Below are 21,766 nucleotides of genomic sequence, written 5' to 3' on the forward strand. Positions count from 1 at the left end.
GAAATCTCCGGTAGAAAATTATGAATAACTCATTACAAGTGCATGAAGAGACAGCTTCTAATTATTTTCATAGAGGCAACCTCCTAAAGCAGTCGCATAAATTAGAGGAAGCCGCCGCCGCCTACCAGCGCTGTACAGAACTCAACCCGGATTTTTCCTGGTATCACCACAATTTGGGTGAAGTTTTGGCGAAATTGGGGCAGCGGGATGGGGCGGAGAAAAGTTACCGCAGGGCCTGCGAACTTAACCCGAATTCGGCTTGGTCTTGGCATAATTTAGGGGAGGTTTTGGAACAGCAGGGCAATCTTGATGAAGCGGTGGTGGCGTACCGCAAAGCTGTGGAAATATATCCAGATTTTTATGAGTTTTATAACAGCTTGGGTAAGGGTTTGTGTTTGCAAGGTCAACTGGATGAATCTATAAGTTGTTTGCAAAGAGCGATCGAGCTTGACTCGGAATCGGCTTTGCCTTACCAAAATTTGTGGGAGGCTTTGGCAAGACAGGGACGGGTTGATGAAGGGATTGAGTGCTTGCGTCATGCGATCGAGCTAAATCCGGGCGAGGGAGATTTGTACCTGAAGTTGGCAGAGGCTTTGCAAGGTAAGAATGAATTAGCAGAAGCCGTGGGTTATTACCGAAAGGCGATGCCGTTGAAGCCTGATTTCCATTGGCTTTACTATAAATTGGGAACGGCTTTATCGGCTCAGGGTCAATGGGAGGAGGCGATCGCATCTTACTCGAAAGCTGCTGAGTTGGAGCCGGGTTCGGCGATCGTCCACCACTATTTGGGGCATACTTTGTCGATCGTGCAGCGCTGGGAGGAGGCGATCGCATCTTATCGGAAAGCGCTTGATATCGTACCGAATGCGGCAGTGATTTACCAGCATTTGGGCGATGCTTTGGCGAAACTGCAAAAGTGGGAGCAAGCTGTGGGGGCTTACCGCAAGTCGGTTGAGTTCGAGCCAAATTCGCTGGAGGCTCAGGATCATTTAGGGTTTGCTCTATATCAGTTGGGGCGTTACGATGAGGCGATTTCTGCCTATCGCAGAGCGCTGGAAATTGCTCCTGATTCGGATGTAGTTCACTGTCATTTAGGGGAAGCCCTGCAAAAAAGAGCTCGCGTCCAACCGCTTCAGAAAGATGTTGAGCTGGATTTAGATGAGGCGGTAAAGTGTTATCGCAGGGCAAGCAAATTGAATCCAAGTAATTTGGAGGCGGCTCAAAAGGCTGTGGAGATTAAGTCTGAGGACTCGGAGCTTTATTTGCAGCTAGGTAAGGCTTTGGCAGAACAAGGGCAGTTTGATGGGGCGATCGCTCAGTACCGCCGCGTTCTCGATCGAAATTCTGACTCTTGGGAGGCGCAGCATTATTTAGGCGAAGCTTTGGCAAAACTGGGGCGGTGGGATGAGGCGATCGCTTCCTACGATCGGTGTGTGAAGCTTCACTCTGAGGATTTTATGTCTTACGCTGGTTTGGGTGATGTTTGGCTGGGTAAGGGAATGCCAGAGAGGGCGATCGAGTTTTATCAAAAGGCGATCGATCTTAATCCTAATTTAGCTGAGGTTTATGATAAGTTGGGTGATACCTTGGCTAAGGTGGGGCGACAAAAAGAGGCTAGTGTTTGTTATCGTCGGGGGCTGGAATTAAAGGCGAAGTAATAGACTTGAGCTTTTTTGTGAAACCCGGTTTTTGGCAAAAACCGGGTTTTTTGGGCTAGGATTTACCGATGGGGAAAGCCGATCGATCTAATTGTGACTGGGCTTGTTTCAGTTTTGAGCGCGATCGATCCAATTCTATCTGCATTTCTTCTGCTGTTTGTTTCCAGCTATTCAACTGAGATTTCACCCCTTCCTTTTCCGATTGAGTCGCCTCTAATTTAGCTTTTACCTCCTGAGTCGATCGCTGCCAAATTTCCACTTGCGCTGATAACTCAGATTTTTCTGCTTGATTTTGCTGTAAATGTGACTCTTTTTCTTCTAACTGAGACTGTAATTTATCCAGAGATTGGGTAAATTGTGCTTGTATCTGCTGTACTTGCTGGGCTAACTCTTTTGCTTCTGCGATAAAAGCCTCTTTTTGAGCCTCTAAAATAGCGGGGTTAGCCTCAGCATAGTGGCGATATTGGTTAAAAATAATCTCCCTAGTGCGAGTAAAATCGCCTCGATTATGGCTACTGGTGTTAGTGCCATCATTTCTTTGGGTAAATTCGCAGGTAGTTTCCTTAATATGGGCTATGTCAAATTTGCGAGATAGCCGAATTATTAAATCCCAATCTTCATGGGTTGATAGGGTTTCATCAAATAAGCCCACTTCATCTAAGCAGGATTTTTCGTGCATTAGACATAAGTTAGGAGTGCAGTTACTCACTAAGATTTTGTCCTTGTCAAAGTCTAGGGAGTAGGGCACACTACGGTGAAGTGTCACATATTCACCATTTTGTTTTTCCTGTTGCGCCATGACAGCATCGGTGTAGGCGATTTTATATTCGCCATTTTCTAGGAATTTGACTAGGGTTTCGATGTGATTGGGGTAGTAGTTATCGTCGTCGTCTAAGTAGGCGATGTATTTACCACGGGCGGCGCGGATGCCAGTGTTACGGGCGGCGGATCGCTCGAGAGTGCGATCGTGTTTTTTATAGACAATGTTACCTTTCGCATTGAGGCGTGAGATGACTGATTGTACGTCAACGCCCCCATCGTTGACAACAATGATTTCTAATTCTGTAAAGGTTTGATTGAGAACGCTTTGGATAGCTTGGGTAAGCATTTCGGGGCGGTCTTTAGTGGGGATGATGACGCTCACAAGCGGGCGACCTATGTTAACAGTTGATTGCCCTATTTGGCGATAGGGTAGTGCGTTTAGTTCTGATGGAGAAATAGCCACAGGGATGGAAGTTTTTGGGATGACACCCCGTTGGGTAATACCATATTCTTCTAGTATCTTTTGTGTTTCTTGTTGTCCGACGCTTGAAGAATGTTCTAACCCTTGTGGATTTTCGTAGTATAATCCCAGGGGTTCGGGAATGCGAGCAAAGTTTTCTGTTTTGCCAATTCTCAGCCAAAATTCGTAATCACCAGCCGATGTAAATTCTGGGCGGAAGTAACCATATTTTTCATGCAGAGATTTTCTCCACATTGGTTGAGAACCTATAATACAGCGGCTCTCTAATTCGTTGTAGTTAAATGATGGCCAATTCCAGCGCCGATTAGCCTTAGTTGTTGCCCAAGTATCATTGGGAGTATTAGTGATTAATTGATCTGGATATATTAGGCTAACTTCTAGGTGATTATCTAGGTAGTTAGCCATGATTTCTAAAGCATCTGGGCGCAGGATATCGTCCGTATTGGCATTAGTAATGTAAATTCCTCGCGCCATCTTAATTGCTCTGTTCCAGGAGGCGTAGAGGGTTTCCCGTTGCGAGGTTCGTTCATAAATAATGTTGGGATATTGCGCCTGGAACTCTTTGACAATGGATTCCTCGTTTTGTGGCGATGCACTATCAATAACAACAATTTCTAGTTCACCTTTTTGATAAAGAGTTTGGTTGACTAGATTTTCTAAACAACCGCGTATGAATTTAGCAGAATTGTAAGTCGAGACAATAGCTGACACTTGGATGATTTGTTTAGCTTGCTGTTTGACCGCGACAATTTCTTCCGCACTCAGAACTACTCGATGAGGTGCGGGTAAAGAAGTTTGATGGAGTCCACTAGCAATAAGAGCTTGTTCTTTCGCCAGCACTTCATCAATTTCCTCCATGCAACGCTCCCAAAACACTCTTGACCGTTGTTTTTCATGCCAACGAGCCCCGCCTAGCAAAGTATCAATGAAGTAAAGTTGTGCATGGCGAGAAAACCTCACCCATAGTTCAAAATCTGCTGTTACCATAGGCGGATCTAACTGCAACTGACCGCCTGCTTTGTTCCATAAACAGCGTTTCCAAAATGTACTTTCTTGTTGAATCCACTGACCGCAGGATTTCCATGTTTTACCAAGGAGAAACTCTCGTGACCATTGTGGTTCATATTCAGCAATAAACTGTGCATTGCCATTTAGTCCATCCCAAGCATTCGGACGACCCATTAGCCATTCCATTTGGGGGTACTTATTGAAAGCTGCTGCTACTTTTAAAAAGGCATCAGGGTGATATTTATCATCAGAATTAATCCAGGCCATAATCTCGCCATTTGTTTTAGCGAAACCCTGATTAATCCCGGCATACTGACCCCCATCTGGTTGACTTTGCCAATAATTCAGATGCTTTTCATACTTTTTAATAATCTCTACCGATCCATCTGTGCTACCGCCGTCCATAATTACATATTCAAGATTGGGGTAGCCTTGACTGAGCACCGAATCAATACATTCTTCTAAATACTCTCCCTGATTAAAGGACGGAGTAACAATTGATATTTTCGGCAAATATTTGCTAATACGAATATTGAAACTAGAGGCTAATTTTTTAATTTCCTTGGTGGCAATAATAGCACTATCACTGCTAGATTTATTAGTAGCATTGAGTAATGCTTCTCTAACTATCTCTGCCATTTTAGACCAAGAAAACTTCTTAGCCTGTTCTAAGCCAGCAGAAATTAGTTGATTGCGTAATTCGGGTTTTTGTACTTCTTGCAAAGCATTAACTAATTCACTGACATCAAAGCCACTTATATATAAAGCTGCTGTCCCTGCGACTTCTGGAAGTGATGCCCGTTTAGACGCAATTACTGGACATCCACAAGCCATCGCTTCTATAACTGGCATCCCGAAGCCTTCATAAAGTGAGGGATAGACTAAAACAACCGCACCCGAGTAAGCAACTCTTAGCTCTTCATCCGTCAAATACAACTTATGTACTTGAACACCAGAAGTGTACTGCCAAAATTGCTCCTCAATAGTCGGTTCCCCACCTGTGCAAACAATTTCAAAATCATGCTTGTTAGCTAATTGGGCAAATGCTTTAAAGAACAATATGCCATTTTTGTACCCGCACCAGCCCGCTCTATCTCCTACCAATAAAAAGTATTGCTTAGAAATGCCATATGTACTCTGAAAAGCAGAGATCTCTTGAAAATTTGCAGGGAATAAGTTGGTTTTTACACCGCAATGTGCGACAGTAATAGAACTTGGTGAAATGTGGGGAAAACAACCAGCCAAGTTATAGGCGGTATTTTCAGAAATGGTGATGTATGCAGATGCGTGTTTAATCCCATAATGCTTTTCTCTCCACATAGGCTCATTATCAAGATTCTTCCCAATTAGTTCTGGAATCATGTCATATCCCATGAATACAGAAGGGGTGGATAGGGGAGTTGTATAGTATGTGGAGATAAAGATATCTGCACCCTCTTCATCACATATTTGCTGTAGGATTTGTCGATCGGCATCAGTAGCGCCATAATTATAAGCTTCTACAGTTCGATATTGGACACCATTAATCTTAGGAGCCGTCCCTGCGCGATCGAGAACTAGCACCTGTTTAGCAAATCCACTGATTACCCACTCTTCTAGCAATGAATTCCACAGACGGGCAATACCCGTGTGATTTAGCTGGAAAAAGACACCATCAACTATTACCTTTATAGAATCTTTAATCTGAGCTTTACTCTGTTCTGAGATGGCAATTATTTCACTATCTTTGGCCAAGACTTCTTGAGAGCCTATTTTAAACCGCCAGTTAATCCCATCTGCTGCTTTGGATAGAATTGGTAACAGCCCCATTGAAGTAGCTGTGTTAACCATTGTCTCATCGTGTACCCAACCCACATACTGACGCAAAAGAACTGGGAATTGAGTTTGTTTCTGTAATTGACTCCATTGCAAGACAGCATCTTTATAACCGTAGTATATTTCTTTAAACTGCAATTGCTTAATCATCACATAAGCAAAGTGTTGAAACACTAATCCCTGTTGTTCTGTTTCCTCATGTCGGAATGGATTAACAGCAGCTACATCATGCCATTCTCCATCACCACCTAATTCTTCTAAGCAGGGCGGTTCATGTTTTTGCCACTTCATACATGGTTTGAAACGCCAAGTTCTTAACCACTCTTGATTAGGATTATGAGCGTAACAGTTCCGGGTACTGATTACCAGGTTTTCTCCCACAAAATACCAGCACCAATACCATGCTGCTGTTTTAGTTGGGTTATCAATGAACATCTGTCGTGTGGTGCAAATCTGCTGTGTTGTCCATAGTTCATCTACATCTACTTGCCATAGCAAACATTCCTCATTTATGCGACCCAAAGGAGCATTTACCATTTCCCGTTTACCATCCCAAAAGATACCTTCCGGCTTGCGGTAAATTGTAATATTGTCTGGATACTCTTGTTTGAGTTTGTCTAAATATTCAGTAGTGCCGTCATTGCTACGACCATTTCGATGAATTTCATTAGTAACTTTTCCCCCCAGTGATAAACTCCAAGCTGTGTCGTGCTTGAGTTCTGCCACACCTTCAACTATATGCCAATGCCATTTGAATGGGAGTTGCTTGAATACTTGGATATGATAGCGGATAAATGGTTCACCGTTAAGGACTATCGTGAAGAAATTAACAGGTAGAGATGGAGAACTTAAAACTGTATTTGCTCCCCTTGCTTCTGCTAAAGAATGTTGAGCGATTAAACTTTCCCGCAAAATTGGGTAGTCATTCCAAGGATCAAAAGGAATTAGTTTTTCTTGAAACAAGTGAGGTCTAACAAACAACTTGCCCTCCTCATTAAGCATACAAGCTGCGAAGGAAAACGAGCTATTCGAGATAGCGACTATATCACATTGACTCAATAAATAGAAATCTGGATAAAAGGGGGCTTCGGGTAACTCAATGCCTAAATCTTTCGAGGTAATCGGATTATACTCTCTAAAATCACCGATAACTTTGTCAATTTCATCACTAGCAATAAACAAGACGGGCTGTTCTAAATTTTCCCATATTTCTTGCAGCCATTTTTTGTACCATTCATTGGGAGTAAGGAAAAATTCATTATATCCATAGTCACCCCGACGCAAATGCAAACCAACTACTGTTTTACCTTTTGCATGAAGAGACTGGACAGCTAGTTGCAACTTAGTTGTGACTCCGGGTACGGGCTGAAAAAGACTACAAAAATAATCTTTGTGGGGTGCGTAGCAACTTGTATGGTATTGGAAATAACCCCAAAAGTCCACATTAGTGTATGGTGTTGTAGAGTTTTCCTTGAGAGATTTAGCAAGGTCATCAATCTCACTGTATGGGTCTTTAACTTGAGGTAACTCACGCGAAACTACTGGTTCTTGATGACCAAATAAATATTGACCAATCCATTCAGAAGTTTGTAGTTTTAATTGGTGTTCTTTAGCATAGATTCTTAGGAAAGCATATTGAAATATTTGATTAGCAAAACGCCCATTTGTACCAAGAGTTGACATAGTGATTACTGCTGGCAAGGCAGGTGGAGTGATATCTCCCCATGAAGGATAAAATAATTCAGAAGGATAACATGGATTACTCTCTATTAATGAAATTGGACGTGATTCCAACACCTCAGAATACCAAATTTCTTTCCCTTCACCCCAAATATAATTAATATCTTTTTCACTAATTAAGTATTTAAAAGGAAGAAGAACCTGTGCTATTTTTAGGGAAATCTTGTGTTCTTTTGAATAGCGAATATAATAAGACTCCCAGCCTTGACGATGATAATAACAAGAATTTGGCATCGACATCATTTTCGTACCAGTTGCCAATTGCCGCAAACCAAATCCGTGGGTATCATAACCACCTGCAAACTCTGGATAACCACCCGCCCGCATCCAACTTTGTTTAGTAAACAGATAGTTACCACTAGCTCCTGGAATCATGTGAGTTTTAAGAGCATCAGCCCACGTAGTGATATCTTTAAACTCCCACTTGTTGCCTTCTGCATAGTTTTCTATTCTTTCGTTAAAAAACCTTTTTTCCTTAAAAACAGCAACATCAGCTCCTGAAGTCAACATAAACTCTTTTAGCTTTGGTATACTTCCTGGTACTAATATATTGTCTGAATCTAAACAAAAAATAAGTGAGTGTGTAGCGTTTCTAACAGCAGTATTTCTCGCTGGTGCCCCACCCCGGTTTTGAGGATGGTGAAAAGCTTTGATCGATGGGTAATTTCTTCTTAATTTTTCTAAAACCTTCTCGGTATTATCTGTAGAACCATCATTGACAATAATTAGTTCATCACCTGCGATGAAATTACCATTCATTATCGAATCAACAGACTCTTCTATTGTGTCGGCGCAATTATAGGCTGGCATGATAAAACTGATATTTGTTTTCATGTCCTGAACCTGCTGGTTGTGAGTTGTCAACTGATTGAGTCTGGCTTTAGACTTTGCTAATTCAGCTTTAATTTTTTCTAAATTAGACGCATCTTTCCTATTAATTGGTATTTCCTTCACGACAGGGCTTGGGATGGTAATAGTTACATCGGGCCGATTACCTGAAACAAATGAGTGGACTCGCTCGCCTACGGCTAAAAAATTATTGTACCCATAGTTTTCATGTTGCTCCAAAAAAAATGGTTTATCCTCTAATCCTTGAGGCAATATTTTAAATATTGAGAAACCGAATTCATGTAAGTAATCAAAAACATCCTTTAACGTTATTGAGGCGTCAATGAAAGTTGCACCGTACTCGAACTGAATGTAATCCACTTCGCCTCTGCGTAATAAGTTCCTTGCTCCATAAAGCACATCTAACTCAGCGCCTTCCACATCTATTTTAAGAAAGTTGATTCGCTGAATGCCGAGTCGCTCGCAGTAACTATCAATATTTAATGTCGGAACAACAATTTCATTGGGAGCTTTATGCCATCCCATTTGTTCTACAACCTCTCTGCGGTAAAATGTACTCCAAGCGGAAGCATTCTCGTAGTAATAAAATGTCTTATATTCATCATTTTCATTTTTAGTTAATGCTAAGTTGTTAGCGGTAATTTTTGGCGCGTTTGTATTTTCTGCGAGGTTTTCTAAAAGGGTATTATATACTTGAGGAATTGGCTCAAATAAATGCACTTCTACATCTGTGAGTCTACTCAAAACTTCTTTTGTCCAATCACCAACATTGGCACCTACGTCAAAAACAACAGATCCCTCGGAAATAAACTGTTGGATAATCGCAGTTTCGCCGCTGGTTTCTACACTGCCTTGGGAGCTTTGATTAGACTGGGGCTGTTCGATTTTCATTGCTATTTTCCTGTTTTTAAGTTTATAAAATTAAAGCCTTGGTTTTTGACCAAAAGTGAGACATCCTACTTGATGGCAATTAAGTAGTAGTGGTTTAGCTTTTTCTCGCCCAACTCGTCATGGCCAGAAGAGTGGCTAGGCCCACGTCATGAGCCTCCCCCATTAGTGTCAAGGGTTGACATAGTGATTACTACTGGCAAGACAGGTGGAGAGATATCTCCCCATGAAGGATAAAATAATTCAGAAGGATAACATGGATTACTCTCTATTAATGAAATTGGACGTGATTCCAACACCTCAGAATACCAAATTTCTTTACCTTCACCCCAAATATAACTAATATCTTGGTCGGAAATTAAATGTTTAAAAGGCAAAAGAACCTGTGCCATTTCCAGGGAAATATTGTGTTCTTTTGAATACCGAATATAATAAGACTCCCAGCCTTGACGATGATAATAATAAGAATCGGGCATCGATACCATTTTCGCACCAGTTGCCAGTTGTCGTAAACCAAATCCGTGGGTATCATAACCTGTCAACTCTGGATAACCACCCGCCCGCATCCAACTTTTTTTGGTAAACATATAATTACCACTAGCTCCTGGAAATATGTGAGTTTTGAGAGCATCATCCAACGTAGTGATGTCTTTAAACTCCCACTTGTTGCCTTCTGCATAGTTTTCTATTCTTTCTGTAAAAAACCTTTTTTCCTTAAAAACAGCAACATCAGCTCCTGAAGTAAACATAAACTCTTTTAACTTTGGTACAGTTCCTGGTACTAATATATTGTCTGAATCTAAACAAAAGATAATTGAATGTTTAACATGACTCACAGCCATGTTTCTAGCTGGTGCCCCCCCTCGGTTTTGAGGATGGTGAAAAACTTTGATTGAGGGGTAATTTCTTCTTAACTTTTCCAAAACCTTTGCTGTATGATCCGTCGAGCCATCATTAACAATAATTAATTCATCACCATCTGTAAAGTTGCCGTTAAAGATTGAGTTAATAGACTCTTCTATTGTGTCGGCGCAGTTATAGGCTGGCATGATAAAACTGATATTTGCTTTCCTCGCCTGAATTTGCTGGATGTGAGTTTGGAACTGATTAAGTCGGGCTTGATAACGTGCTAACTCAGCTTTAATTTTTTCTAAATTAGACTGTGAATCTTTTATTTTAATTGGTATTTCCTTTTGCATTGCTATCTCCTTGCTTTTAAGTTGATAAAATTCAAGGCCAGCTTTTTGACCAAGCCAAGGCATCCAAAGGGATTACCCTTTATTAATGTACAAACTGACTAATTGCTTCATCTCCTCTCTTTGAACAGGGTCTACGATCTCTTTTTGCAATTGCCCAATTTTTAATAGCATATCATCTGATGGAACACGATGATATCTGTCAATGTAATTGAGGAGTAGAAAGAGGGTTTTATTCCACGTTATACCATGTCGCTCACATATTATTTTTTGAACTTCTGTTGCAAAATCAAAACGCTCTGATGGCTCTAAGCATTCATATATAGGCGAAAAAAGAATGTCATTAAAAGCCGATATTGATGTACTCAAATGTGGATACTCTCCCTGAAATCTTGGAAGACCACTCCGCGCAGCCCCATGTTGGTAGCCACCATTTGTTGGGCCATACTTTGAAAGATGAATGTGTTCAACCATAAATCACAGATATTGCATTGAATGAACAATTAACTGGAATTAATTAGAGTTGAAAGTTTTTAGGACATTTCAATTTCTAAAAAAATTACCGGGAAAGTTTTATAGTTGCCTCCCATGAAAAATCATTGACGTGATCTCTTAAGAGAGACATTTTCCAGGGTTTTCACTTTCCCCAAAAAAGCAATTGATGCTATAAACAGCCAATCTCCTCCCATTGTATGATTCATAGAACCCCTCAATAATTGATTGCGACGATACAGACCATAAAACACTCCATTATCTAATACCTGTTGATAATAAGCTTTAACTCTTTCTGTTGCCTTCTCCTGCCAGAGATTGAGTCTTTCACCTTCAAAAATAAACTCTTTTTCACTGAAGTCTTGTTCGTTGTTTTCTCGGAAATAGAATGTTTGTCCACAGACTAAAGAATAATCTGGATTTTCTTGTAAAAAATTGACACACTTGCTGACATAAGAAGAATCTAAGTAATCATCATCAGCAAGCCACATAAAAAACTCTCCATCAGAATGAGCTAAAACTTCTTTAAAGTTCCTTGTTGGCCCATAATTAGTAGGTTGACGTATATATTTAATTCTTTCAGATTGTTTACACAATTCTTGACACATCAATGAAGTGTCATCCGTTGAGGCATTGTCTGAAATGACTATTTCAATATTATCATAGTCCTGGTTAATAAGTGAATTAATAGAACGTTTGATTAGATGAGCACGATTGTAAGTTGGAATGCCAACACTAACCAAGGGCTTAATATTTAGCTTTGTTTTTGGCACATGACTAGAGGATGCGATCGCATCTTTTATCCTACCTACTTTAGCTAAAGCAATACCCAATTGTTGGTAATATTTGTGACAGTTAGGCTCAATCTCTATGGCTCGTTGGTAGTAAAGTATAGCCTCTGACCATCTTTCTAAATTGGCTAAATTATCACCAGCCTTCACCCAAACTTCCGCTTTATGATAAATATCCTCACTATCGTCTAATTTTAGCTCTAACGCGAGCGCTTTTTCTAACGAGGCCATCGCCTCTGTTTTTTTGTCCAACTGTAACCATACTTGCGCTAGTTCAGCATAAAGCATCGCCATTTCAGCATGGGCTTCCGCTAATTGTTGGTTTATTTCCACGGTTTAATCACTGTGCGAATTACTTAGTTTGTTGTTTGTTTTTCCCAGTATATTGACGCAATCGCGACCCGAAGATGACTCAGGCATGACTGATAGTAAACCTCCCTTGCATCAGTTGTTTCCACTCTTGTGAGTTAGTCAAAGTGTAGGTATCAAAGGGCTGTCCCTTTTCCTCCGATAATTTGCCAAAACTCTCTAACCAGTTGACTACACACTCGGTTCGTGAAATAGGTGTGACTTTCAAAGACTCCTGCAAACACTGTTGCATTCTCTTTAAATCACCACTTTGATAAGCATACCACGCATCCCAGACTAGAAGTGTGTACGGCATCTGACTCTCGACACCTCGATCACTAACCGCATATTGCTGGAAATGCGATCGATCCAACTCTTCCTGAACTTGGACAAGTTGAGACTGATAATGCTGGGACTCTTCCAGAACTTGGGCAAGTTGAGACTGATAATGCTGAGATTCTTCCAGAACTTGGGCAAGTTGAGACTGATAATGCTGAGATTCTTCCTGAACTTGGACAAGTTGAGACTGATAATGCTGAGATTCTTCCAGAACTTGGGCAAGTTGAGAGTAGGAACGCTTCAATTTATTTTGAAGTTGATGCTTTTGAGACTGTGACTGCTGCAATATTGCTTCTGCCTGACGCTGCTGAACTTGGGACTGTTCCAATTCTCCTAGAACCTGGACAAGTTGAGAGTGCGATCGCTTCAATTCCATGCTGCTGCTGCGAAGTTTAGACTGCGAATGTTCTAATTCTCCCTGAACTTGTCCAATTTGAGAGCCCAATCGCTCCGCTTCCAACTGAATATGCTCTACTTTGGAGTTGCACTGTGCTAATTCTGCCTGAGACTGTGCTAATTCTGCCTGAGTTTGATGCAGTTGAAAACGAGTTCGCTCTAATTCCCACTGACTCTGATGCAGTTGAGAATTCTTGTGTGCTAACTCTGCTCTATTCTGATGCAGTTGTGACTGCGACTGTTCCAATACTACCTCAGTGGAGTGCAGTTGTGACTGCGACTGTTCCAATACTGCCTGAGTCGAGTGCAGTTGTGACTGCGACTGTTCCAATACTGCCTGAGTCGAGTGCAGTTGTGACTGCGACTGTTCCAACTCGGCCTGAGTCGAGTGCAGTTGTGACTGCGACTGTTCCAACTCTGCCTGAGTCGAGTGCAGTTGTGACTGCGATTGTTCCAACTCTGCCTGAGTCGAGTGCAGTTGTGACTGCGACTGTTCCAACTCTGCCTGAGTCGAGTGCAGTTGACCTTGATACTCTTGCAACAGTGTCTCAGCTTGTTGAATTTTATCTTGGAATTGTTCCAATACTTCCTGAGTTTGATGCAATTGACTTTGATACTGCTGCACTTCCCCCTGAGTTTGATTTAGCCGAGCCTTATGCTGTTCCAACTCCTCCTGAGCCGCGTGGAGTTGACTCTGCGACTGCTGCAATTCCTCCTGAGTGGCGTGGAGTTGACTCTGCGACTGTTGCACTTCCCCCTGAGCCGCGTGCAGTTGCGCCAGATAGTATTGCCATTCCCCCTGATTATGCTGGGGAAGTCCATAAGGCATAGTCGAAAACTTATTTTCTGAATCACTCATTATTATTTCCCCACTCTACTCAATGAATTGATGAATTGATGAAATTAGTTTTGTAAAATACTGTTGATCTTTCCAGTCTTTACTGTTTTGCGGGTCTTCTACCAGTACGTCTAGGGGAAGTGTTCGCCATAAATCAAACCATTGAGGACGTTTTGCATCTAGGAGATTTCGCATCTCTTCGTAAGAATAACCCAGTTGAAGGAATTTTTCCACTCCTAAAAATTCTAAATAATCATTTACTATTCTCCAGACTTGAGGATTTTCTAGAGCCATAATCCATTTATCTAAATTTTGGGAATCTGGTTTGGTGTCCTGGTAAACCTTATTCTGATCTCCGTATCTCCACACAGGCTGATCTTTGGTCCTTCCATAATCTATCATTTCTGGTGAAAATTGAAGTCCTAACCAGCTACAAATCTTATTTACTTCCGATTCGGGATTCAACAGTAACCATTCATAATGTAATACCATGCAGTTATTATTTAATAAGTTTCTACCAGCGATTAATCGAGCGGGAGCTTCTAACAAATCTTGCTTATACAGATGGAGTCTAAAGTAGTCGTCTTGCGTCCAAGTATTGATCATCGAACATAAAACTGCTAAAGGATTTCGCAGTAAAATAATAAAATGCGCTTCTGGAAAAGTTTTGTAAAGTTCGGATATTATCAAATAGTAGCGCGGTGTTTTATCCAAAAAAAAATTTTTTCCTGAACTGGTGGCTGCACAGTTATACAAGTAAGAATACATTCGGCGCAAACCATTGAAATAAGCTTCTTTCCCATCTGGTAATTCGTCCACAAAACCTTGGACAGCATTCCTAGCCCATTGAGCATTATACTCTACTTCATATCCCTCTGAGCGCAGAGCATATAAAGGATGAAGCATTAACCAAGGTTCAGAAACTGTATGAATTTCACAGTGGCGGCCCAACATCCGTTGTGTTAATGTTGACCCAGCACGAGGCTGAGAAATTAAAAAGATTAGGTTTTTGCCTTGTAAGAGACTCTCGTCAGAAAATCCAAGTGTCATATTTTTTTTATGTTTCCCGATGCTTTCACCGTATATTCCTGTCAATCCAACCCCAAACAACGAAACGCTTCGGTCACAAAATCCTCTAGAGTATAACTTTCCCTATTCCCCCCGAGCGCACTTTCGTAACCGATTCTACTACAACCTCAAATAACGACCTCTACATATCCGTCTCAAACTCATTCCCGATCAACAGAAACATCACCTAACAGGAATTTTTCAACTCCCTGTCGCCCTTGGACAACCTACTCCTAAACATGGTTTCTCAAAAGCTTACCACAAATGAGGGTAATTTTTGCCCGATCGCGCGCAATGAACTCAAGCCATCGCCTCCCCAAGAATATCAGACTTCAGCTCTCTGAGGATGTTCCCGCACGCACCAGGCATTATGCACAAGCGATTTGTGCGAAGCGCTAGGTACTCTAGCTTGGCGCAGTAAATTTATCCACAAAATAAATAAGCGATTGACGAACATCCGCGATCGCTACATTCAGCGCGATCGGTGCTACAACTTATGAAACAGTCGTTTGGGCTAAGGCTATAGATTTACACATATCACCAGTCGGAGCGGGACTGATTTATCCAGTATGGATAGGTCACCAACCAGGGGTGTTATATGCACACACTCAAATACTTAATGACTTTGGACAATCCTATTATGCGACCTCAAATGCACCCCATTTGGAAAAAATGTTAGCACAGGTATTTATACCCAAGGATAGTATCGTTGATTTACCAGGCTTTAACTATAATTGTAATTGGCAGGCAATTTATACAGAAGTTATTAAAATATTAAACCAGTTGAATGAGAAAAAATAACCATATGATAAAAAATCTTGTGAGAGGGGTATTGACTTTTCAACCATCCCCTCTATGAAACACTCTTAAGGTCAGTCTAACTTCTTCTCAAGCCCCCATTTTTTTCATGGAGATGCCAAGCATTTCGTTAAAGAATCCGTAATATAGTTGACTTGCTCTTGAGTGAGATTCAGTGCTGAAGGTAAATTTATGCCGAAGGGCGATAGACTCAAAGATACCGTATTTTGGGGTTGAGGTTTTCGTAAAACTCCTTGGTACGCTGGTAGAGTGCTGAGGGGATTAAAGAAAGGTCTAGCATCAATACCTTTTTCCTTGAGCCTCTCAATCAACTCTGGGTTTTGAACTCCCAACTTTTCATCCAGAATTGCTGTCACCATCCAGTAAGTATTTTTTACCCACTCTGCCTCATGGTTGAGATTTATACCCGAGAAACCGCCTAAAGAGTCTTTGTACCAATCAAAAATCTCGCGCTTGCGATTAATCAACTCTTCAATCCGCTCAAGTTGAGCTAACCCCAAAGCTGCTTGCATACTGCTCATTTTGTACTTGTACGCCACTTCGGTATTCCAAAACATTTTACTGTGGGGATCTCTACCGTGATCCCGAAGGAAAAGACAACGCTGATAGATATCGTCGCTGTCTGTTACCAGCATCCCCCCTTCACCAGTCGTCAAAGTTTTGGAGCCATGAAAGCTAAAGGTACTCACTTCACCAAAACTGCCAGCTTTTCTACCCTTATATTCAGAGCCGATCGCCTCTGCTGCATCCTCTATCACAGCAATACCATGTTTGTCAGCAATTTCCTGAATCGCATCCATATCTGGCATATTGCCATATAAATCAACGATGATGACTGCCTTAGTTTTCGGTGTAATCCGATCGGCAAAAGATTGAGCTGAAAGACACCAAGACAGCTCATCAATATCTGCAAAAACAGGAGTAGCACCCACATAACTAACAGGTGCCGAGGTGGCTATCCAAGTAATATCAGGAAGAATCACCTCATCTCCAGTTCCTACGCCAACAGACAGTAATGCTAAATGCAGACCTGATGTACAAGAAGGTAAACTAATCGCGTATTTTCGCCCTACATAATTCGCAAAAGCTTTTTCAAACCGATCGTGGTAGATATTAGCGTTGCTGTACCAAGCATTAGTAACAGCATCAGTAACATAGTCAATTTCTTTTTGAGTGATCCAAGGGCCAGCAACAGGAATACGTTCCATTTTTAATCCTCCAGACACTTAAGATAACCGTCAGGCGCAACACTAATTAGCAACTTAGCTTCTATATCTTTATCAACTTTAAAACGTTTATTCTTCTTAAGAAATTCCCAGACAGCGGTTTTAGGATTGTTGCCTTTTCCCCAAGGTCTATCTGGGAAAAAGTCTTCAGGCATATCCTCTACCACTGTATCGAAAACGACTAAGTAACTATTTTTAGTTACCAGTGGCGAGTAAAGTTCCAATTCTTTCAATACATGGTCATGGGTATGATTGGAGTCCAGCACTAGCAGTATCCGACTTTTGCCTTTTGCTAAATCATAAACCTGCTTTGCTATTTCTTCATCAATGGACGAACCCTCAATCATTGTAATGCGTTTAAACATCGGATGTTGTTCAATTTCCACCCGATTGTGCTGGCGGATGTCAACATCAATACCCAAAACTTGCCCTTCACCAATCAGCTCAAGCATTGAGGCATAAAATATCAGGGAACCTCCATGAGCAATTCCTGTTTCGACAATCAAATCCGGCTTAACCTGCCAAATAATTTCCTGCATAGCCATAATATCTTGAGGAAACTGAATGATTGGACGTCCCATCCAGCTAAAGTTGTAAGAGTATTTGTGTTTACAACTTTCAACAAACCACTGATTCGTTAGTTCTTGTAAATTGTCCTTGTTATTCATCGTATTCATCATTTTTTGAATCCTTGTTTAAACTTGTGCATTGATTACTTTACTTTCTTGGGAGTTCCTTAATAACTCTAGCTGGATTTCCTACAACAACACTATAGGAAGGAACATCTTCTATGACTACAGCACCAGCACCAACTATAGCCCCTTTACCAATCCTGATCCTTGGCAAAACAACTGCACCAGTACCAATCATCGAATAAGGTTCAACCTGGACGCAGCCAGCTAAAGTAGCGCCCGGACAGACATGAACACCATCATCAAGATAGCACTCATGGTCTACAATTGCACCTGTGTTGACAATACAACCGCGACCAATTGTAGTTTCTACACAAAGTGTAGAATTTGCTAATATCTGAGAACCACTCCCAATTTTTACATTATCTGCTATGACGGCAGTTGGATGCTTAGCAATCAGTGCAATCAAACCATAGGACTCTAAGTATTCTTGTATTTCTATTCTATCTTTACCCTTGTCTCCTCCGATAGCCACCAAGAAACCAACAGGGTTGTTGAGTTTTCTTCCTGTTATCCAAGCTTCCAACTCTTTTTTCCCGAAATATAGGGGGACATCCTCAAATGGTGCTACCAAACTTTCATTATTGTCAAATAAAGAAACCAGTTTTATTCCCGATAATTTTAGACACTCTCTTAAAACTTTAGCTTGTCCAGTGGCCCCCCAAAAAATCATTTCTTTAAGCATGGTAACTACTCATTCTCACCAACCACAAAATCATTGAATAGTGAATGACATCGATCCGGGGCTGAGATGACTAACACTTCGTTGGGCCATTCCACTCCAAAAGTAGGATCGTCCCATCGCAGACCCTTGGCAGACTCAGGATGATAAAATTCAGCCATCTGATAGAAAACCTCCGTATTATCCATTAAAGTTTGAAACCCACTGGCCATGCCTTTAGGAACGTAAAGCATCTTACGGTTTTCAGAAGTTAGCTCAACTGCTACCCACTGCTTAAATGTAAACGAGTCTGGTCGGATGTCGATCACTACTTGATAAATAGCACCTCTTGTACACCTAATCAACTTCGCTTCTTGATAGGGCTTAGCCTGGTAGTGCATCCCCCGCAAAGTACCTTTCTTCAGGTTAAAAGAAATATTGCACTGCACTAGATTAGGATTCAAACCATGTTCTGCAAACTCCTTTTGACACCAACTGCGGCCAAAAAATCCTCTCTCATCTGCTAGGGGTTCTACCTCAATAACATAAGCTCCCTTAAGCTTCGTTTCAGTAAACTTCACCCTATCACCTCCACTTGAGGAATCAGCACCACAAACTTACCTCCCCACTCGCGGATATAATCCATCTGACTTACTATCTCATCTTTAATGTTCCAAGGCAATATCGCCAAATAATCCGGTTTAGTCTCCCGAATTTTGTCGGGATGATATATCGGAATCTGAGTTCCAGGCAAAAACAAACCCTGCTTGTGCGGGCTTAAATCCACCGTATAATCAATCAAATCCGTGCGGATACCGCAATAGTTCAGCAGCGTATTAGCCTTCGCCGGCGCACCGTAGCCCGCAATTGATTTGCCCTGGTTTTTGGCATCTATTAGGAACCTGAGCATTTGGCGCTTCGTAGACTTAACCTGTTCGCAGAATCCTACATAAATTTCAATCTGATTTAGCCCTGCTTGCACTTCCTTAGCTTTCAGTTGGGAAATGCGATCGCCAGCTGCTATACTATCAAAACCCTCATGCCTCCCGTAAATCCGCAGAGAACCGCCGTGCGTCGGCAATTCCTCCACATCAAACAAAGTTAAACCGTGACTTGCAAAAACTTTCTCAACCGTCAACAGCGAAAAATAAGAGAAATGCTCGTGGTAAATCGTGTCAAACAGATTGTATTGAATTAGTTGCAATACATGAGGAAACTCCATTGTCAAGACGCCGTTTGGTTTCAGGAGAATTTTCATCCCCGCCACAAAATCATTCAAGTCAGGCACATGAGCCAACACATTATTTCCCAGCAACAAATCTGCCTTTTTGCCTTGTAACACCAACTCTTTAGCCGTTTGAGCGCCAAAAAACTTTACTAAAGTGGGAATCCCTTTTTCCTCAGCCACCTTAGCTACATTTGCAGCAGGTTCAATCCCCAATACGGGAATTCCTTTCTGCTGAAAATACTGGAGTAAATAGCCATCATTGCTAGCGAGTTCAATTACCTGACTGGTTTCGTCAAATCCAAAGCGCTCTACCATCAAATCAGTGTATTTCTGAGCATGACGCAACCAAGAGTCTGAATAGGAAGAAAAATAAGCATAATCGCTAAAGATGCTATCCGGGGATTCAAACTCTTCTAACTGCACTAAAAAACAATTAGCACACACATAAGTATGAAGCGGATAAAATTTCTCTGCACAATTCAGATGCTGTTGAGATAGAAAAGCATTCGCCAGCGGCGACATCCCCAGATTTACAAAAGTATGCTCCAATGGGTGACTGCAAAAACGACATTTAGATGGCACCGAATTAGCCCCCTTGACTATCCAATAAGAGAAAGAAAATTAAAACCCCAGTCACAGAACTCCTCCATCACACGCTGATGACACAGGTGTTTTCCTCCATCAAAAAGTTTTTATACCATTCAATTGTTTCTTGCAACCCTTCTTCTAGAGGATACTTAGACTCCCAACCGAGCATTTTTCGCGCCTTATCTGCCGAGAGATACTGATGTTTGATTTCATTCTTGGCCCGATTCAATATGACAGGCTCTAAATGAGTCTTATCCATCAATTCCAAAACCTTATCTACCATGCCCCGCACTGAAATTTGCAATTCGTTGCTGAAATTAAAGGCCTCTCCCAAAATTTCTTTCCTGTCCATTTGTTCAGCCAAATGGAGATAAGCTAAAACCCCATCCTTCGCATAGAAATAGTCCCGGATAAAAGTGCCATCACTGCGAATGACTACCGGCTTGTCTCGTAATGCTGATCGAATAGTAGATGGAACGATGCGATTAAAATTCAAGTCTCCGCCGCCGTAAAAGTTGCCGCAGCGAGTAATGCACACAGGCAAACCATAACTGACGTAATAAGCCCGACTGATTAAATCAGCACAGCTTTTAGAAACATCGTAAGGGTGTTCTCCTTGCAGCGGAGTTGTTTCGCTGTAAGGCAACACTAGCTGGTCTCCATAGGCTTTATCGCTGGATGCTATGACAATTCGACTCACACCACCGACGCGGCGACAAGCTTCTAGAATATTCCAAGTACCTTTAATGTTCGTTTCAAAAGTTGCCAGGGGCTCTCTATTTGCAACTCCCACAATTGTCTGAGCTGCTAAGTGAAACACTGTATCTACTTCATACTCATTAATCGCTCGTTCTACCGTTGACAAATCTTCGACACAACCGCGAACGATATTAATTTGCCGATACCACTCTCCAGCATAAAGTCGGGATTGGGGCACCAAGTCACGGACTAATCCCGTTACCAAGGCTCCTCTTTCCAGCAACTCAGCCACTAACCAGTTACCCAAAAGGCCTGTGCAACCAGTCACCAATACCGATCGATCACGCCAAAACTCACTCATTCCCACACCCTCCAAGGAGCCTCTCCATTATCCCAAAGTTCGTTCAAATATTTATACTCGCGGTAAGTATCCATCGCAAAAAAGAAACCTTCGTGGCGGTACGCCATCAATTGTCCCTGGGCCGCTAACTGCTCTAGTGGCTCTCGCTCAAAAAAACAATCATCCCCGCTCAAAGCCTCAAATATGCTGCGGTGAAGTACCAAAAATCCTGCACTAGCCCAGCCATCTATTTGAGGTTTTTCCGTAAATTCCAGAACTTTGCCTTGGCTGTCCACATCTAAAATACCATATCGGGATATCGGACGAACTGTACTAACAGTTGCCAGCTTACCATGAGCCTTATGAAAATCCACCAAAGCTCCAATATCGATATCAGCAACTCCATCACCGTATGTCACCATAAAGGTATCATCAGTGATGTATTTCTCCACCCGTTTCACCCGCCCTCCCGTCATAGTGTCCGAGCCAGTTTCTGCCAGTGTCACCTTAAAATCTTGTTCTTTATGATCCTCGTGATAAGTAATGCAATTCTGGCGGCCCAAGCAAATAGTAAAGTCATTATTCATCGCTTCATAATTGAGGAAATACTCCTTAATCATGTTGCCTTTGTAGCCCAAACACACAATAAAGTCTAGGAATCCGTAGTGGGCATAAGTCTTCATAATGTGCCAGAGAATCGGACGCCCGCCCACATCAACTAGGGGCTTGGGACGAAATTCTGTTTCTTCTCGGAGACGTGTCCCCAAACCGCCGGCTAATATAACTACTTGCATTGTTTCACCGTTTTAAAATGGTAGATAATTTTCAGTTCCTAGTTGCCCTG

General features: G+C 41.7%; 14 protein-coding genes and 3 pseudogenes. 1 reads left to right on the forward strand and 16 read right to left on the reverse strand.

The genetic code is table 11. From position 1 onward, the window contains the following. Window positions 1-20: 20 nt before the first annotated feature. The gene (locus tag D0A34_01165; protein UNU17647.1) at window positions 21-1,658 is read left to right on the forward strand and encodes a tetratricopeptide repeat protein; all 1,638 of its coding nucleotides are present in this window, start codon (window positions 21-23) and stop codon (window positions 1,656-1,658) included. Between the two features lie 55 nt (window positions 1,659-1,713). Here D0A34_01165 and D0A34_01170 read toward each other — a convergent pair whose 3' ends face one another. The 16 genes and pseudogenes from D0A34_01170 to rfbF form a co-directional block, all read right to left on the reverse strand. Further along, window positions 1,714-2,766, reverse strand: coding sequence for a glycosyltransferase (locus D0A34_01170; GenBank protein UNU22118.1), 1,053 nt, complete (start codon window positions 2,764-2,766; stop codon window positions 1,714-1,716). A gap of 198 nt (window positions 2,767-2,964) precedes the next feature. Further along, window positions 2,965-3,759 (reverse strand): annotated as a pseudogene (locus D0A34_01175) (glycosyltransferase). A gap of 753 nt (window positions 3,760-4,512) precedes the next feature. Then, window positions 4,513-7,974 (reverse strand): annotated as a pseudogene (locus D0A34_01180) (glycosyltransferase). Between the two features lie 603 nt (window positions 7,975-8,577). Continuing rightward, window positions 8,578-9,204: pseudogene (locus D0A34_01185) on the reverse strand (FkbM family methyltransferase). 146 nt (window positions 9,205-9,350) lie between these two features. Next, entirely contained in the window at window positions 9,351-10,463 is a 1,113-nt protein-coding gene (locus D0A34_01190) for a glycosyltransferase family 2 protein (protein UNU17648.1), read from the reverse strand. 9 nt (window positions 10,464-10,472) lie between these two features. Then, window positions 10,473-10,871, reverse strand: a complete 399-nt coding sequence (locus tag D0A34_01195; GenBank protein ID UNU17649.1) for a hypothetical protein — start codon at window positions 10,869-10,871, stop codon at window positions 10,473-10,475. 122 nt (window positions 10,872-10,993) lie between these two features. Then, on the reverse strand, window positions 10,994-12,013 hold the full coding sequence (locus D0A34_01200; GenBank protein UNU17650.1) for a glycosyltransferase: 1,020 nt from the start codon (window positions 12,011-12,013) through the stop codon (window positions 10,994-10,996). A gap of 79 nt (window positions 12,014-12,092) precedes the next feature. Then, window positions 12,093-13,622: a hypothetical protein gene (locus tag D0A34_01205; GenBank protein ID UNU17651.1), complete on the reverse strand. Its 1,530-nt coding sequence runs from the start codon at window positions 13,620-13,622 to the stop codon at window positions 12,093-12,095. 15 nt (window positions 13,623-13,637) lie between these two features. Further along, entirely contained in the window at window positions 13,638-14,651 is a 1,014-nt protein-coding gene (locus D0A34_01210; GenBank protein ID UNU17652.1) for a sulfotransferase, read from the reverse strand. A 923-nt stretch (window positions 14,652-15,574) separates the two neighbouring features. Continuing rightward, window positions 15,575-16,696, reverse strand: coding sequence for a DegT/DnrJ/EryC1/StrS family aminotransferase (locus D0A34_01215; GenBank protein ID UNU17653.1), 1,122 nt, complete (start codon window positions 16,694-16,696; stop codon window positions 15,575-15,577). A 2-nt stretch (window positions 16,697-16,698) separates the two neighbouring features. Continuing rightward, window positions 16,699-17,394: a cephalosporin hydroxylase gene (locus tag D0A34_01220; GenBank protein ID UNU17654.1), complete on the reverse strand. Its 696-nt coding sequence runs from the start codon at window positions 17,392-17,394 to the stop codon at window positions 16,699-16,701. A gap of 37 nt (window positions 17,395-17,431) precedes the next feature. After that, the gene (locus D0A34_01225; protein ID UNU17655.1) at window positions 17,432-18,091 is read right to left on the reverse strand and encodes an acetyltransferase; all 660 of its coding nucleotides are present in this window, start codon (window positions 18,089-18,091) and stop codon (window positions 17,432-17,434) included. Between the two features lie 5 nt (window positions 18,092-18,096). Continuing rightward, on the reverse strand, window positions 18,097-18,648 hold the full coding sequence (rfbC, locus tag D0A34_01230) for a dTDP-4-dehydrorhamnose 3,5-epimerase (GenBank protein UNU17656.1): 552 nt from the start codon (window positions 18,646-18,648) through the stop codon (window positions 18,097-18,099). Next, window positions 18,645-19,877, reverse strand: a complete 1,233-nt coding sequence (locus tag D0A34_01235) for a class I SAM-dependent methyltransferase (GenBank protein ID UNU17657.1) — start codon at window positions 19,875-19,877, stop codon at window positions 18,645-18,647. Before D0A34_01235 ends, rfbC begins: the two co-directional genes overlap by 4 nt. Before the next feature lie 67 nt (window positions 19,878-19,944). Beyond that, complete coding sequence (locus tag D0A34_01240) at window positions 19,945-20,943, reverse strand: NAD-dependent epimerase/dehydratase family protein (GenBank protein UNU17658.1); 999 nt, start codon at window positions 20,941-20,943, stop codon at window positions 19,945-19,947. Continuing rightward, window positions 20,940-21,716 (reverse strand): glucose-1-phosphate cytidylyltransferase, encoded by a 777-nt coding sequence (rfbF, locus tag D0A34_01245; GenBank protein UNU17659.1) that lies wholly within the window; start codon window positions 21,714-21,716, stop codon window positions 20,940-20,942. The genes D0A34_01240 and rfbF overlap by 4 nt, the downstream gene beginning before the upstream one ends. Window positions 21,717-21,766 lie beyond the last annotated feature (50 nt).

The organism is Microcoleus vaginatus PCC 9802, assembly GCA_022701275.1.
Classification (GTDB): Bacteria; Cyanobacteriota; Cyanobacteriia; order Cyanobacteriales; family Microcoleaceae; genus Microcoleus; species Microcoleus vaginatus_A.

Bases quoted from the DNA above. Each gene is read 5' to 3' on its own strand.
- rfbF (UNU17659.1), bottom strand. From the start codon at position 21,716: ATGCAAGTAGTTATATTAGCCGGCGGTTTGGGGACACGTCTCCGAGAA.
- D0A34_01240 (UNU17658.1), bottom strand. From the start codon at position 20,943: ATGAGTGAGTTTTGGCGTGATCGATCGGTATTGGTGACTGGTTGCACA.
- D0A34_01165 (UNU17647.1), top strand. From the start codon at position 21: ATGAATAACTCATTACAAGTGCATGAAGAGACAGCTTCTAATTATTTT.
- D0A34_01190 (UNU17648.1), bottom strand. From the start codon at position 10,463: ATGCCTTGGCTTGGTCAAAAAGCTGGCCTTGAATTTTATCAACTTAAA.
- D0A34_01205 (UNU17651.1), bottom strand. From the start codon at position 13,622: ATGAGTGATTCAGAAAATAAGTTTTCGACTATGCCTTATGGACTTCCC.
- D0A34_01210 (UNU17652.1), bottom strand. From the start codon at position 14,651: ATGACACTTGGATTTTCTGACGAGAGTCTCTTACAAGGCAAAAACCTA.
- D0A34_01225 (UNU17655.1), bottom strand. From the start codon at position 18,091: ATGCTTAAAGAAATGATTTTTTGGGGGGCCACTGGACAAGCTAAAGTT.
- D0A34_01215 (UNU17653.1), bottom strand. From the start codon at position 16,696: ATGGAACGTATTCCTGTTGCTGGCCCTTGGATCACTCAAAAAGAAATT.
- D0A34_01170 (UNU22118.1), bottom strand. From the start codon at position 2,766: ATGCTTACCCAAGCTATCCAAAGCGTTCTCAATCAAACCTTTACAGAA.
- D0A34_01220 (UNU17654.1), bottom strand. From the start codon at position 17,394: ATGATGAATACGATGAATAACAAGGACAATTTACAAGAACTAACGAAT.
- D0A34_01195 (UNU17649.1), bottom strand. From the start codon at position 10,871: ATGGTTGAACACATTCATCTTTCAAAGTATGGCCCAACAAATGGTGGC.